We start from the raw sequence: 13970 nt of genomic DNA, 5'->3' as shown, positions 1-13970 counted from the left end.
CGTAAGGCTTTAAGGCTAAGTTTTTAAAGCGCCATTTTTAAAGTGCAGTGATTAAAAAGTCATGTTTGAGCTGCAATGTTTAAGGCGCAGCATTTAACGTATCGAGTCACTGTGTCATCAAACTGTCATAATTAAGCCGTTTAATGGGCAGGCGTTGATAAGGGCTTAGTATTTTTTTTCCAATTTTTTGTCTTTCAATAATGAGGCGATGGTATGCGCAATGAGCAGATTTTGATTGTCGAAGATGAACCTGCAATTCGTGAGATGGTGGTAATGACGCTAGAGATGGCGGGCTTTGAGAGTTTACAAGCGGCTGACGTTGCAGAGGCGCATCAACAAGTGGTAGACCATAGACCCGCGTTGATTTTGCTAGATTGGATGTTACCGGGTGATAAAAGTGGTATTGATTTTTGCCGCATGCTTAAAAGCGATGAGATGCTGGCTGAGATACCGGTGATTATGCTGACGGCCAAAAGTGAAGAGGATAGCAAGGTTCATGGCCTTGATGCGGGCGCTGATGACTATATGACCAAACCCTTTTCAACGCGTGAATTAATCTCCAGAATCAAAGCCGTGTTACGTCGTAGTCGTGCCCTTAGTAGTGATAAGCCAATTGAAATAGGCAAGCTTAGCCTAGATCCCAAAAGCCAGCGTATCACCGCTGATAGTAAAGTCATTGATATCGGGCCGACAGAATATCGCTTGCTGGCGTTTTTTATGAGTCACCCCGAGCGTGCTTATACGCGCACCCAGCTGTTAGATCAGGTCTGGGGCGGCAATGTCTATATCGAAGATCGCACGATTGATGTGCACATCCGGCGTTTACGCAAATTACTACAGCCTTATGATTGTAGTGCCTTGATTCAAACGGTTCGCGGTACAGGTTATCGGTTTTCGAGTCTGGTTGAATAACGCTATCGATTTTGAAAAAATAACCCATTATTTACAAGGCAGCTTACAAGGTAGTTTATAAGGTAGCGAAATAGCGGTAAGAACATTCAGTGCTAAGAGTCATAAATATTTAGAATAATAAGAACTAAGAAGCATAAGTACTGAGAATATTTGGTGCTAAGAATAGTCAGTGCTAAGAATAAGTGCTAAGCATCATACTGGTAATAAAAAAGAGAGAAATACATGATAACGCCAAGGGACATTGAGCAACAGGACATCGAGCAATACTCCACCGATCAGCTGAAAAAAATCAGAAGTGCCTTACGCGCATTGCGAGATGCGGTTATCTTGCTAAATGACGATGATGGTTTGGAGTGGTGGAATCAGGCCGCCGAGGATTTGTTATTGTTGCAGTCAGCGGATCATGGCAAAAGTATTTTTGACTTTATTAACGTTCCTGAGTTTCGGCAATACTATCAGAGCATGGTGACACCCAATGATGGTGTACATATGAAGTCATGGCAAGACCCTAACCGTTATCTTAAATGTGAGCTCACGCCTTTTGGCGATGAAAAGCTGCTGATTATTTATGATGTGACCCGCTTACAACATCTAGAGCAAATGCGCCGCGACTTTGTGGCAAATGTCTCGCATGAGTTACGAACGCCATTGACTGTACTGATGGGCTATCTGGAGAATTTTTCAGATCAGGAAGATATGCCGCGGCAATGGCGACGCGGCTTTGAATTAATGACGCAGCAGACCGCGCGCATGAATAGAGTGGTCAATGACTTGCTGCTGCTGTCTCGGATTGAAATCGAAGAGACGCATGAGCTGCATTATATTGATATGACCAAGCTGCTTACCCATGTCTATGACGACGCACAGGCTTACAACCAAGAATATGGCCATACGCTGCATTTACAGATAGATACCTATGATGGTCTTTATGGCTCGGAGATGTATTTGAACAGTGCGTTATCCAATTTGGTGATTAATGCGATTAAATACACGCCAAAAGCAGGTAATATCGTCATCAGCTGGGCAAAAACTGCAGAAGGCTGTCGGTTTGCCGTCACCGATGATGGTATTGGGATTGCGCCGGAGCATGTCGCACGGTTGACCGAGCGTTTTTACCGAGTGGATAGCGGGCGCAGCCGTGCAACAGGGGGTACGGGGCTGGGGCTGGCGATTGTAAAGCATGTGTTATATCAATATGACACGACTTTGCAAATTGAATCGTCAGAAGGCAAAGGCTCGACATTTAGCGCCGTTTTCCCCGCCGCTCATATTCGCTCTGCTCCTATAAGCTAACTGCTAAACTCGTAGCCGTTAGCAGGATTTTTAAACATTACTGTCAATTATTAGTTTCTAAATTGGCTAAAAACGCGGCAAAACCTTCTGTTGCTCGAGCTTGTAAGCGGCTGCTAGTAATAACTCGAACGCGATTGCTCCAAGTGATGGCATAGCCTTTACTCTCAAACCTTTTTACCAAATCGACATCTTCGTGGCAGCGTAATGGCGCAAAACCACCAACGGCAAGATAAGCCTCAGCGCTAAAACTTAAGTTTGCCCCATGAATATGACGATGTCCCATTTTATCTTGATAATGAGCCATATAATCCTCGCGCGTCTGCGGCGTTAAATGCGCCCAACTATCAACGCTCACTACGCCGCATATCATATCAGTAGGCTGAGTGTTGATATGGGCGATTTGCTGTATCAGCCAATCTGAGGTGACGACTGAATCAGCGTCTGTACAGGCAAGCCATGTCGCGCCAGAGGCGATAGCATGGCGAATGCCTAAATCCCGTACTTGTCCCACACATTGGTAATCACAGCATAGATAGCCACAGCATAGATAATCCACGTCAGCGCTCTTGACCCGCATACTTTCAACCAATGTAAGCGTATTATCGCGACAGCTATCGAGCACGACAAGCATAGTCGCGGTAATGGTAGAAGGCAGCTGCTCAATGGCAGTTTGCACCGATGCTAAGCATTTAGTAATAGTCATTGCTTCGTTATGAGCAGGAATGACAATGCCAATTTTCATATCATCCATATATCCGCCTAGGTTTACTCGTTGTCATATCCTCTTATACCAAGTTCTCTTGCATGGCGACTGATTTGGGCGAGTACTGCCAAACGTCTAATAAAAAATCGCTATCGTTAATTTCACTTTGATGGGTAAAGGCTGAATTTTTAGTATCGATGTGCTGTCCCTGCTTAGGTTCTACCTCATTACTTACTTTGTTAAACGCTTGGCATAAACGTTGATGTACGGTTTCACCCGTCATCACAAAGCCATCAATGGCATAACGCCAATGACAGCATAGTAATGTACCACCTACAGTAAGGTTTTTCTGAATCCAAGTAATAACTGTCTCAATATCATTGGGCGATAAATAATATAAAATTTCACTAATAATAATTAAATCAAAGATTGGCTGAGCAGTCGGTAAGGCGTCAGGAATGACTCCTTGTATGACATTTACATGCGCGGACTCTGCCAAATGTTGTTTTGCAAGCTGAACTGCTTGGCTATTACCGTCCATACTTAACAAAGCATGGCAGCGAGGCGCAAGTAACGCACTAAACACGCCATTTCCGCAGCCTAATTCAATGGCATTGTGATATTGTGCTTTTGGTAATACAGCAAGACACATATCGCGTTTACGCTTTTCGTACCAGCGGGTCTGATACTGCCAAGGGTCATTATTATCGCTATATAAAGCATCAAAATAGGTTTCTGCATAGTTGGCAGCTTGCATTTGCGTATCAGTATGGGAGCAGTCAGCCGTTTTATTTTTAGAAACCATTGAGGGCTTTGCAAAATCTATTTCCGGCGTAGATTTATGGTATTGGCTCATATAAATAAACCTCCCATGGTTGGCTAATTCTGGCAATGGTTTGAGCCGATAAAATGGGCGGATTGCCTGTACTTTCATCAATGGTAATTTGGCTGGTAAAGCAATGAATGGCTTGGGATTTACGCTTTAATTGTTCGGGCGTTAAATCTACTTTGAAAGCACAGCTCCAAGGAATAAGGCTGTCAGCAGGTGTTGCCCAATGCCACGCCCAAATTAATACTTGATAACAGGCTAAACGGTGCTGCTTGGCAAATGCAGCGACCACTTGCCCTGTTGCCTCGTGGTCAGGATGCCCGTCGTGAATAAAGGGCGTTACCAAAACATCCTCAGGTTGAATAATTGCTGCTAATTTTTGGTGAAACTGTGCCTGCTCAGCAAACACGTCGCCATCGGTTAGATGCATAGAAATAACCTTGACTTGATGAGATATACCTAATGCCTCTAACGCTGCAATGCTTTCTTGCGGCCTGATAATATCAAGCGCTTTCGGAGGATAAATCTGCGAGTCAGGATGGCTTTGCGTGCCATTGGTTACATGGACCAGTAGGATTGGATTACCATTATTGGCTAAATGTTGTAGCAACCCACCGCAGCCCAAAACCTCATCATCGGGATGTGGCGCAAAAATACACACCCGCTGATGCGCCGGAAAGCTTGTCGCTACATTTAAGCGCGGCATGTTTTGCAGCCCTGACCAATTTTGCCAAGCGTCGCAACTGGTGCCATCACCTTCAATAACGCGGTCACCAACAATCGGATGGTTGTTTTTTATAGGTGCTGGCTTACTAGGAATTACAGTTGCCATATATTTTCCTGCCTATTTATAAAGTCACTGGTGTCGTCGTTAGTCAGTGTGCTAGCGGATTCACTCGCTAACATACTAGACAGCTCACCGATTTTCTGTAAATCAAAAGCGCCATGACTTTGGCGAATAAATACGGTTAAATCGGCAGATAATCTGGCGAAATGAGGGTTATTACAAAACGGTGCGGCGCCCAATGCTTGCCCGACGACCTCTATAACCTCGCGAGCTAATTGTTCAACGTTTGACCTTAATTGGCGGATGGCAAGCTCATGGCTTTGTGTTGGTTCATTATCTATTAACTCAGCAAGATGATGAAAGTATTGCTGAGTGACAGCCAGTGCTGTGCCAATTTGTCCCAAATACATGGCTTTATAATCGTTTGGTTTTTGCTGATAAGCGCTGATTAAATAACTGGCGAGACAAGTCGCCGCCCCATACCAGCAAGCAGCAACGCCAGCCGCACCATGCCAAAATCCTACGCGTTCTAGATACGCATTTGCCGCGCCAACGTTACTGGCTACTACCTGATCGAGATGTATGGTTGCCGTATCAGTAGCCTGCATGCCGACTGCTTGCCATGCACTATTATCAATCTTAATGCCATTTTGATGCATATCCACCATAAGCAATTGCGCCTGACCATCCTTATCGCGATAAGTCATTAGCCCATGGTCAACAATATTTGCGCCTGAACACCATGCTTTTGTACCGCTGACTTTGTCTTGCTGATAGCTCAGAGGATGACCCTCTGCTGCCCAAACCGCCCATAATCCTTGTGTTGCTTGCTCATAGCTCAGTTCATATAAAATGCTTAACGCGTCTAAATGCGATTCAAACCATTTGGCAATCGTTAAATCTACACTGGCCACATAAGCTAAAATTTGCCAACGAATCAATGTGTTTGAGAAGGTGTTTAAGTGAGCCTTATCAGCTTTGTATTTATCTCCTTTGATACTTCCAGTGCCGCTGGCAGGATGAGGAATTTTATCGCTATAGCTCACTAAGATTTTTAATATCTCATGGCGCAGCTTATCGGTTATCAGCCATCTGCTGCTGTCTTGATTACCAGTAAATATGATATTTTCTATGGCAGATTTTATGTCTGATAATAAAGGGTTTTTTGCCTCGAGCGCGAGCATAAGGGTCTCCTAGTTATTTTTATGAGCCAGACATTTGGACGGCTTCTGGGGAATCGCTGTCTGTTTGATGTCCTTTATTATCATATAAGTTATCTAAATATAGGTCGTCTAAAAAGCTTTGCTGCCAAGCATGTAAATTCTCTTGCTGCAATCCTTGTAATAATGCCTGATAGCGGAACTTTCGCTCTCCTAGTGGCATTATTAAGGCGGCTTTTAAACCCTCTATGATGCTTTTTGGCTGGTGCGGATCGATAATGACCGCTGCTTGCATTTGCTCGGCTGCTCCTGCATAACGTGATAGCATCAGCACCCCAGGATTATCAGAATTTTGGGCAGCAATATATTCTTTGGCGACCAGATTCATACCGTCTTGCAGCGAATTTACCCAACCGATATCACTTTGGCAAAATGCCGTCATCACGGTCTCATGGCTTAATACTTCTTCGCTATAATCAATTGCTTGCCAAGAATCTGTATTAGGCAAAAATTGCTGGTTAACGTTATAAACCGCTTGTTTAACTTCTTTATAAAGTCGCTGATAAGTCGGTAAATCTAAACGGCTAGGGCAGGCAATTTGTAATAATTGCAGCCGATTTTGATAGGCTGGATATTGCTGTAAAAAGTCGCGATAGCCCGAAAAACGCTCTAATAAACCTTTGGAATAATCAATCCTATCAACCGCAATAATACGCTGTGAGATGGGCTTTACCGTATCGTTATTCTGAATATGCTTGATAGATGATAAGGATAAAGGTGAGAATAAATGGCTAACCTGCTGCTGAATCTTTGTGACATTGACGCCGATAGGATAGGCATTAATTATTAAAGTATGCTGGGGTTTTAACTCTAAATGAAGTTTCAATTGCGTACCAGATGCAGTATGCGCTCTAGTAACAGACTGTTTGGAGTATAAAACGTTGATGGGTAAAAAATCTAAAAGACTGTTTTTTACCAGACTATCTTCGAAAGGGTTTTCTTCTACCAAATTCTCTTCGACAAAGCTATCTTCTAAAAGGCTATCTTTTAAATAATGCTGAAAAACGGCAAGACAATGGGCTTTATCTTGCTGAGTTTGGGTGCCAAGCACATCATAATGTGCCAAATGCTTAATCAGCTCACAGCTTTGAGCAAGCCGTTGCCAAAAGGCTAATGGCGCAAACGGAATATGTAAAAAAAAGCCAATACGATTTTTTATTCCAAGTTTCTTACAATGATAAGCCACACTTAAAAAATGATAGTCATGCACCCAAATCACATCGTCAGGCTGAATAATGCTCTTTAATTGTTGAGCAAACAGGCGATTTACATCTTGATAGCCTGCATAGTCCTCTGGTGCTTGGCTAATTAACTCAGGTTGCTCATGCAGCATTGGCCACAGCACATTATTGGCAAATCCGCAGTAAAAATGCTGATATTGTTGGGTGGTAAGGGCGGTGGTCATATAAGTAACTTCGGCATGCGTTCCTTGCATACGAGGACTTGCTATAGCAGCTTGTTTATAATTGCTAAAGTTATTGATTTCACCGGCATCAGAGCTATCAATAATGGCACCATTCCAACCCATCCAGATGACTGAACTGCCCGTTAACATATCTTGCAGCGCTACTGCCAGCCCGCCTGCCATAGGATTATTATCGGGCATCTTTACTCGGTTAGATAAGACGATTAAACGGCTCATATCAGTTGCCTCGAATGTTTGCTGACTATCTGAACATTGGAATTAGTTAGGTCAGACAATAGCGTGCTGCGTTTTTGACAAAAAGTTAAAAAGCGCTCAAGTAAAACTGTTACGTCATGAATATTATTAACATAATAATGGGCGCACGTTGGCTGCTGGTACTCGTTACCTACCCTGATACCCATGCCTTTGGTTAAATGGATTTTTTCTATGAATCGCTTGCTGCCTTGTACGGCAACAAACCCTGCTTCATCGGTTATATCATCACCGATAAAAATAGGGCATAGAGTATCATTGGTCTGCATTTGTTTTAATAAGGTTAAAATTGCAGTGCCTTTATCGGCCTCTTTGGGCGCTATCTCCCACACGTATTTGCCCTGTTTTAATAACCAATCAGCATGATTTTTTGACGTGGTTGACATAATGGCGTACGCCACATCAGCTAACGCAGGATTTTGCCGATAATGTAGGGCAATAGAATAAGGTTTATCTTCTATTGTCAAATCATCGTAAGGCGTACAAGATTGACGAATAGCCTGCTTAATGGCGTTCAGTTCAATAAGGTTAATCTGCGTAAGGCTGGCGCTGATACCATCAAATGCCATTTCTAATCCATGGGTTGCGGCAATGGGCAGCTTTATAGGAGATAGCATTTGCTTCGCTTCAGTTAGACTGCGTCCGGTGACAATAGCGATGTTGACGCCATGACTTTGTATTTTTTCTAAAAGTGTTAGGGTGGTAGTAGGAATGAAGCTGTCTTTTGGATTCAAGGTAAAATCTGCAAGCGTGCCATCTATATCTAAAAACAGGCAATAGCCTTGCTGAGGCGATAAGTAATCGGCAAAGTGCTTGGGTGAGATGTATATAGGTGCGCTATGCACGCTGGCGCTTCTTCCTGAAGTCACATATATTCCTTTATTTATCTTTGGTAATAGAGCAGCAGATTTTGCTTTAAGGCGCACGAATTATTGAAATAAAATGTCTACTACAAGCTAATATGTGTTTGATGTTCGAGAATGTACGAATTTACGGTGTTCTCTTAGTTTCTAGTTATACGCAATCCAAGAATCAAGCTAATAATAAAAGAACAAGCGCTATAATAAGCAACCAAACTTGATCACGAGTGTGCCATAAACTCCGTTACACTATGATGGACAACCTATTGAGTTTAGTATAAGTTTTTTTAACATAAGTCTTTAAATTTACAAAAAACCATTAAGGAAAGATTATGCATATCACTGCAAATTTTGACGCAGGTAATATTGACGTTATTAGTCTAGAAGATAAAAAAGATATCCAATTAGCGATTCGCCCAGACGTTGGTGAAGAGTTTTTCCAGTGGTTTAACTTTCGTCTATCAGGTGAGATTGGCGAGCAATATGTGCTCAATATTGTCAATGCAGGGGAGGCGTCATACCTTGAGGGCTGGGAGAATTACCAAGCGGTTGCTTCCTATGATCGGGAGTACTGGTTCCGTCTGCCAACCTCTTATAAAGACGGCAAATTAACCATAGTGGCAGAGCTTGAGTGCGAGACCATTCAAATTGCGTATTTTGCCCCTTACAGTTATGAGCGTCATCAAGACTTATTGGCAGCCGTACAAATGCACCCATCAGTGAGTGTAGAGCATTTAGGTGAAACCCTTGATAAGCGCGACTTAACCTTGGTAAAAATTGCTGATGGCGATAGCAGTAGTGATAAGAGCAAACGCAATATTTGGATTACCGCGCGTCAGCATCCGGGTGAGACGATGGCGGAGTGGTTGGTAGAGGGGTTGTTATATAGCTTATTAGATAGTGATAACGCCACTGCTAAGCTGTTATTAGAAAAGGCTAATTTCTATATTGTGCCAAATATGAACCCTGATGGCAGTGTGCGCGGACATCTACGTACTAATGCTGTCGGAACGAATTTAAACCGTGAATGGTTAAATCCAAGCTTAGAGAAAAGCCCTGAGGTATTCCATGTCATTAATAAAATGCAAGCAACGGGTGTGGACTTGTTTTATGATGTGCACGGTGATGAAGCGCTGCCTTATGTGTTCTTAGCCGGCTCGCAAGGGACGCCAAGTTATAACGACCGTCTTGCGCGTTTACGTGATAAATTTTCAGACGTATTAAAGCTCGCCAGTGCCGATTTTCAGTCTGAGTTTGGCTATTACATCGATGCGCCGGGCACCGCGAATATGACCATCGCCACCCACTGGGTAGCGGAACGGTTTGATTGTCTGGCCAATACCTTAGAGATGCCATTTAAAGATAATGATAATGTACCTGATGCAAACACAGGCTGGTCACCAGAGCGTTCAATTAAGCTAGGTGAAGCCTCGTTGGTTGCCATGCTGGCGGTCGCGGATGATTTGCGTTAATTATTGATGTGTCATATTTAAATCATATATTTTATTAGACTTCTTGCATAAGTCGTCGCCAGTCTTTGAAACTCTGTTATTAGAAATCAATAGAATGGGGCTTTTGTAAGAGGTCTATTATCTATAAATTTTAATAAAAAAAGATGCTATTAAAGATGATTGTGACTACTTTAACTTATAAAAAACCTCTATCCGAAGTCCAAAAGTATTTAAATGAGCACATTGTATTCTTAGAAAAATTTTACGCTAAGAATATTTTTTTAGCATCTGGTCGTAGAGACAATCGTATCGGTGGCGTTATTATCGTATTCTCTAACGATCTGCAAGAAGTTAAAGAAATCATGGCACTAGACCCGTTTTATAAGCATGAAATAGCGGATTATAGTTTTATGAGATTTGAGCCTACAAAATATTTGGATGAAATTAAAAAGTTCGTTTAACAGAGTTTATATTAAGTTATTTTTACGCAAAAAATCACCGGCATAGGTGCTCGAAAATAGACTTTTCGTACACGTCAGAACTTGACAAAACATGACATAAAATCAGAGGATAAAAACGACAGCTCGATGCCTTTACAGCGTACCAATCACGATTTAATACTCACAAAGAAATAATATGAAAAACATAATCACATTGTCACTAGCACTATGGCTCACAGCTTGCAGCTCAGACAAAGTTGAACAAGTAGCAGCTGATAGCGAGCAAGCGGTTGCTAATGAGTTTACAGACGCTCAAAGACAAGAAATAACTGATTACTTTTTGAGTGATGAAGAGCCGACCGTGCTAGATGCTACATGGACAGATGACAGGATACTCAAGATTGGTGTGAAAGATGATGGTAGCCGTCGTGATGGGTTTGCAGAATATGCTTGTGGTGAGATAAATAATCAATTTGACGCTAAAGAACAAGGCATCTGGGTTCAGATAATCGACTACAACAAACTTATGAAGACTAAAGAGTGGGTTAAACTTGGCGAGGCTCATTGCTAAATAAAGAGCGATTGTTGGTATTGAGAATAAATAAATTCAAGAAATCCCGTAAAAACTGGGTATACAGCCCACAGTCTGTGTTTTAGTATAGGAGTCAAACTGCAATTTCAGGACAAGTCACCTTGTCATTTTGCGGTATATTTCAAAGACAGAAATTGAGCAGCCTTATCCATCAAAGGTTAAGGCTGCCAGTTTGGTTCACTGCGTAGGAGTCACACTGCAAAATCGGTCAGCATCAAGATCACTACAGCATCCTGAAAAATCTAATCGCAAGCACCGCCGTTAATATAAGAATCAGACCGCATACCGATAATGACTGCAAGATAAATTTCTTATCATCCATGATTAATCACCATATATTCTTTTGTATGAATATACAGGTTAATTATCTTTTTGTGTGAAAAAACACTCGTGCTAAGTACATCATCAAGTACGCTGGTAGCGACCATCAATAAATAAGCATTTTAATATCAATAGCCTACAGCCTAAGGTTCAAGTCCTCACTAGGGAACCTCTCTTTGCTTCTATAAGAGAGGTTATAGTAACGAAGACAGAAATTAAACCGCGACACCAAACAACCCGCCGATAAACGAAGTTGCCAGCATAGCCAATACACCCCATATTACTACCCGAGCAGTAGCAGGAATGATAGGGGCACCGCCCAAGCGTGCGGATACGACACCAAGTAAAATTAAGCCTACGACAGTCAACGAGGCCAACGACCATACTAATGTCTCTGCTGGCAATAGTAGAATACCCATAACAGGGACGATGGCGCCTACTATGAATGATAAGGCAGAGGCAATAGAGGCTTGAAGTGGCTTGGCGGTACTTATGTCAGTCAAACCAATCTCATCACGCGCATGGGCTTCTAGGGCGTCGTGCTCAGTCAAAGCCACGGCAACTTGATGGGCTAAGTCTTGCTCAAGTCCACGCTGCTCATAAATTTTCGTCAGCTCAAGAAGCTCGCGCTCAGAGTTATGTGTTAACTCATGATGCTCTTTTGCCAAGTCCGCTTTTTCAGTATCTGCCTGTGATGACACGGAAATATACTCACCCGCCGCCATTGACAAAGCACCCGCAGTCAATGACGCAAGCCCCGTCAGTAGTAAAGTCTGGCTATTGGCGTTTGCCGCAGCAATACCAACCAATAAACTGGCGGTAGAAATCAATCCATCATTTGCACCGAGAACGGCTGCTCTGAGCCACTGGCTACGGTTGCTTAAATGCACTTCATCATGAATAGAAAGGGACATAAATAACCTCAAAAATAACTAAGCAAGAATAATAAACCAAAAATAATGAACCAAAGATAGTGTATTACAGTTTACCCTGTAAATTGCTCAGAGATTAGCTAACTTGCCTTAACGCATATAAACGATAGGCAATCAGTACAAAGACCACTGTCTGACTACCGGCATAAAACAATAATAGCGCTAGCAGTCGGCTATCAGAGCCCACCATAAACACATGGATACTAATGCCCATATAAGCTAAAAAGGTTAAAAAATGCAACCATCGCCATGCTGATTGACCCATGTATTTTTTAAGGTAGAAGCTAAACGCGCTGATGAATAAAAACCAAAATCCCAATTGTCCTAATGCGACACCGATACGGTCAGTCTGAAACCCAAGCGGTAATAATACCTGCCAAATATTCAGATTCATATAGTTATCAGCCAATAAAATAGCCGCATGAAAAGTAGCAAAACCTACGGCGAGCAAGCTTAAATATTGATGTAATGCAAATACTTTTGCCGCATTAAAATACCGACATAGGCGCGTACTGAGCAACAAACCAAAAACAACTGCCAACCAAAATAAAGCATAGGCAATCACACCACTTGCGCGCGACAGATACCAAAAGTGCTTATCTGTGGTCATAAGGATTTGCGATAGGCTTTCTCCCCACAACGAAAAGGCATAAACGCCACCGACTATGCCAGCACTTAAAATAAATACTGTCCATAGCGCCTGAAAGACTTTCTTAGTTAATTTAACTATCAAGTGATTGCTAGAATCAGGGTGAGAGTCAGTATGCATGGCTATTCTCCAATCAAGGTAACAACTTAAGATAGTAAAACCTTAAATAATAACGACTTAAATATTTTTTATGGATTAAATGGCAATTAAGTTTGGATGAATGGCGGGTGAAGCCGTGACCTTATAATCAGTATCGACTAATACGGCGGCAATATGCTGTTCGGACAGCCATTGCAGCGCTTTTTTCGCGCCTAGGATGACACAGTATTTGGCATATACCTCTGCGGTCAGCGTATCATCAGCAAGTATGGTGGCACTTAAAACGTCACTTTTTGCAGGACAAGCATAATAAGGGTGTATCAAGTGATGTTGCCAATGGCCTTTATGCCACCAACGGCGATAGTCTTGACCTGAGGTTGCAACAGCGCCCGCACTGATATGAATAATGGCGATATCTTCTTCATCTTGAACCTGCTGGCTATCAGCAATATAGGGTTTGGCGATAGCAATGGCCCATGTAATAGGTTTGGCAAATTTTTGCTCATTTGGCACACCAATCGCTATGTCGCCTCCCATATCAATTAAGCAAGGCAATTGCCAGTCAGAGCGTTGACTGATGTATTCGGCCAATTGCATCGCGCACCATCCTTTGACATAACCATTTAAATCGAGAGCTGTGCCAGTCGGGAGAAATACTTTGCGCTGTCCATGAGCTGACGTGCGAAGCTTGATATTTTTTATGGATTGATTGGCAGCGTCGTTTTTAGAAGCATCAGAAGTATCTTGCAAAGTCGGCTGAGCAGTTTGCACAGACGGCGTCGGTTGTTTTGCTAAGGTCTCAAATGAGTGTTTATAGCCAATATCCCACAGGGTGTTTAGTAATGTTGGGGTGACTAAGCCTTGGGTTTTTGGCACAAAAGCAATGGCGCTTTCTAAAACTGCAAACAATTCTGGGCTGATATCTGTCCATTGATTGGTATGACTATTGAGTCTCATCAGCTCGCTGGTGTTATCAAAACGACTGAATATATGCTCCCACTGCAGCAGTTTTTCTTCTACATAGGCTTTAACCAAAGCGATTTTTTGGTCAATTTTTTGGTCTATCTCTTGGTCTGTGTTGCCTTGCGTTTGCTGCAAGCTTAATTGCGTAATATTTAGACTGATTTGGACGTGACAACCCATCGCCGGCAACATAAAGGTCGCTAGTTGTGGCGTGCTGCTATTCATATTTGCTTGCATAAGA

Annotated in this window: 14 protein-coding genes; 5 read left to right on the top strand and 9 right to left on the bottom strand. The window is 42.5% G+C overall.

The features are described from left to right. Nucleotides 1-213: 213 nt before the first annotated feature. Entirely contained in the window at nucleotides 214-912 is a 699-nt protein-coding gene (gene phoB, locus JMX50_RS03735; protein WP_201628486.1) for a phosphate regulon transcriptional regulator PhoB, read from the top strand. A 222-nt stretch (nucleotides 913-1134) separates the two neighbouring features. Further along, the gene (gene phoR / locus JMX50_RS03730; RefSeq protein ID WP_201628485.1) at nucleotides 1135-2205 is read left to right on the top strand and encodes a phosphate regulon sensor histidine kinase PhoR; all 1071 of its coding nucleotides are present in this window, start codon (nucleotides 1135-1137) and stop codon (nucleotides 2203-2205) included. Nucleotides 2206-2248: 43 nt separating this feature from the next. Here the strand turns inward: phoR and JMX50_RS03725 are convergent, their stop codons facing one another. The 6 genes from JMX50_RS03725 to otsB form a co-directional block, all read right to left on the bottom strand. Continuing rightward, on the bottom strand, nucleotides 2249-2947 hold the full coding sequence (locus JMX50_RS03725) for a glycosyltransferase (protein WP_201628693.1): 699 nt from the start codon (nucleotides 2945-2947) through the stop codon (nucleotides 2249-2251). Nucleotides 2948-2990: 43 nt separating this feature from the next. Next, nucleotides 2991-3665, bottom strand: coding sequence for a class I SAM-dependent DNA methyltransferase (locus JMX50_RS03720; RefSeq protein ID WP_201628692.1), 675 nt, complete (start codon nucleotides 3663-3665; stop codon nucleotides 2991-2993). A gap of 82 nt (nucleotides 3666-3747) precedes the next feature. After that, a complete protein-coding gene (locus JMX50_RS03715; protein ID WP_201628484.1) occupies nucleotides 3748-4569 on the bottom strand; it encodes a PIG-L deacetylase family protein in 822 nt (273 codons plus the stop codon). Then, nucleotides 4557-5708 carry an acyl-CoA dehydrogenase gene (locus JMX50_RS03710; protein WP_227670895.1) on the bottom strand — a complete coding sequence of 384 codons (1152 nt, stop codon included), beginning with the start codon at nucleotides 5706-5708 and terminating at the stop codon, nucleotides 4557-4559. The genes JMX50_RS03715 and JMX50_RS03710 overlap by 13 nt, the downstream gene beginning before the upstream one ends. Before the next feature lie 19 nt (nucleotides 5709-5727). Further along, nucleotides 5728-7386: an alpha,alpha-trehalose-phosphate synthase (UDP-forming) gene (locus tag JMX50_RS03705; RefSeq protein ID WP_201628483.1), complete on the bottom strand. Its 1659-nt coding sequence runs from the start codon at nucleotides 7384-7386 to the stop codon at nucleotides 5728-5730. Further along, entirely contained in the window at nucleotides 7383-8291 is a 909-nt protein-coding gene (otsB, locus tag JMX50_RS03700; RefSeq protein WP_201628482.1) for a trehalose-phosphatase, read from the bottom strand. Before otsB ends, JMX50_RS03705 begins: the two co-directional genes overlap by 4 nt. 323 nt (nucleotides 8292-8614) lie before the next feature. On the opposite strand from otsB, the gene JMX50_RS03695 reads away from it, so the two are divergent. The 3 genes from JMX50_RS03695 to JMX50_RS03685 all read left to right on the top strand — a co-directional run bounded on the left by JMX50_RS03695 (nucleotide 8615) and on the right by JMX50_RS03685 (nucleotide 10744). After that, a complete protein-coding gene (locus tag JMX50_RS03695; protein WP_201628481.1) occupies nucleotides 8615-9754 on the top strand; it encodes a M14-type cytosolic carboxypeptidase in 1140 nt (379 codons plus the stop codon). 155 nt (nucleotides 9755-9909) lie between these two features. Beyond that, nucleotides 9910-10194, top strand: coding sequence for a YciI family protein (locus JMX50_RS03690; protein WP_201628480.1), 285 nt, complete (start codon nucleotides 9910-9912; stop codon nucleotides 10192-10194). A gap of 175 nt (nucleotides 10195-10369) precedes the next feature. After that, a complete protein-coding gene (locus tag JMX50_RS03685; protein WP_201628479.1) occupies nucleotides 10370-10744 on the top strand; it encodes a hypothetical protein in 375 nt (124 codons plus the stop codon). 557 nt (nucleotides 10745-11301) lie between these two features. On the opposite strand, the gene JMX50_RS03680 is transcribed toward JMX50_RS03685, so the two are convergent. From JMX50_RS03680 to JMX50_RS03670, 3 genes are all read right to left on the bottom strand, one after another. After that, nucleotides 11302-12000 carry a VIT family protein gene (locus JMX50_RS03680; RefSeq protein ID WP_201628478.1) on the bottom strand — a complete coding sequence of 233 codons (699 nt, stop codon included), beginning with the start codon at nucleotides 11998-12000 and terminating at the stop codon, nucleotides 11302-11304. Nucleotides 12001-12094: 94 nt separating this feature from the next. After that, nucleotides 12095-12787, bottom strand: coding sequence for a ferric reductase-like protein (locus JMX50_RS03675; RefSeq protein ID WP_201628477.1), 693 nt, complete (start codon nucleotides 12785-12787; stop codon nucleotides 12095-12097). A 75-nt stretch (nucleotides 12788-12862) separates the two neighbouring features. Beyond that, complete coding sequence (locus JMX50_RS03670; RefSeq protein WP_201628476.1) at nucleotides 12863-13966, bottom strand: FAD:protein FMN transferase; 1104 nt, start codon at nucleotides 13964-13966, stop codon at nucleotides 12863-12865. Nucleotides 13967-13970 lie beyond the last annotated feature (4 nt).

This window comes from Psychrobacter maritimus, assembly GCF_904846345.1.
GTDB lineage: Bacteria > Pseudomonadota > Gammaproteobacteria > Pseudomonadales > Moraxellaceae > Psychrobacter > Psychrobacter maritimus.
This window is presented reverse-complemented; position numbering and strand designations above follow the sequence as displayed.

What these genes read in the sequence shown, in the direction of transcription:
- phoB (WP_201628486.1), top strand. Translation starts at nt 214, where the DNA reads ATGCGCAATGAGCAGATTTTGATTGTCGAAGATGAACCTGCAATTCGT.
- phoR (WP_201628485.1), top strand. Translation starts at nt 1,135, where the DNA reads ATGATAACGCCAAGGGACATTGAGCAACAGGACATCGAGCAATACTCC.
- JMX50_RS03725 (WP_201628693.1), bottom strand. Translation starts at nt 2,947, where the DNA reads ATGAAAATTGGCATTGTCATTCCTGCTCATAACGAAGCAATGACTATT.
- JMX50_RS03720 (WP_201628692.1), bottom strand. Translation starts at nt 3,665, where the DNA reads ATGCAAGCTGCCAACTATGCAGAAACCTATTTTGATGCTTTATATAGC.
- JMX50_RS03715 (WP_201628484.1), bottom strand. Translation starts at nt 4,569, where the DNA reads ATGGCAACTGTAATTCCTAGTAAGCCAGCACCTATAAAAAACAACCAT.
- JMX50_RS03710 (WP_227670895.1), bottom strand. Translation starts at nt 5,708, where the DNA reads ATGCTCGCGCTCGAGGCAAAAAACCCTTTATTATCAGACATAAAATCT.
- JMX50_RS03705 (WP_201628483.1), bottom strand. Translation starts at nt 7,386, where the DNA reads ATGAGCCGTTTAATCGTCTTATCTAACCGAGTAAAGATGCCCGATAAT.
- JMX50_RS03695 (WP_201628481.1), top strand. Translation starts at nt 8,615, where the DNA reads ATGCATATCACTGCAAATTTTGACGCAGGTAATATTGACGTTATTAGT.
- JMX50_RS03690 (WP_201628480.1), top strand. Translation starts at nt 9,910, where the DNA reads ATGATTGTGACTACTTTAACTTATAAAAAACCTCTATCCGAAGTCCAA.
- JMX50_RS03685 (WP_201628479.1), top strand. Translation starts at nt 10,370, where the DNA reads ATGAAAAACATAATCACATTGTCACTAGCACTATGGCTCACAGCTTGC.
- JMX50_RS03680 (WP_201628478.1), bottom strand. Translation starts at nt 12,000, where the DNA reads ATGTCCCTTTCTATTCATGATGAAGTGCATTTAAGCAACCGTAGCCAG.
- JMX50_RS03675 (WP_201628477.1), bottom strand. Translation starts at nt 12,787, where the DNA reads ATGCATACTGACTCTCACCCTGATTCTAGCAATCACTTGATAGTTAAA.
- JMX50_RS03670 (WP_201628476.1), bottom strand. Translation starts at nt 13,966, where the DNA reads ATGCAAGCAAATATGAATAGCAGCACGCCACAACTAGCGACCTTTATG.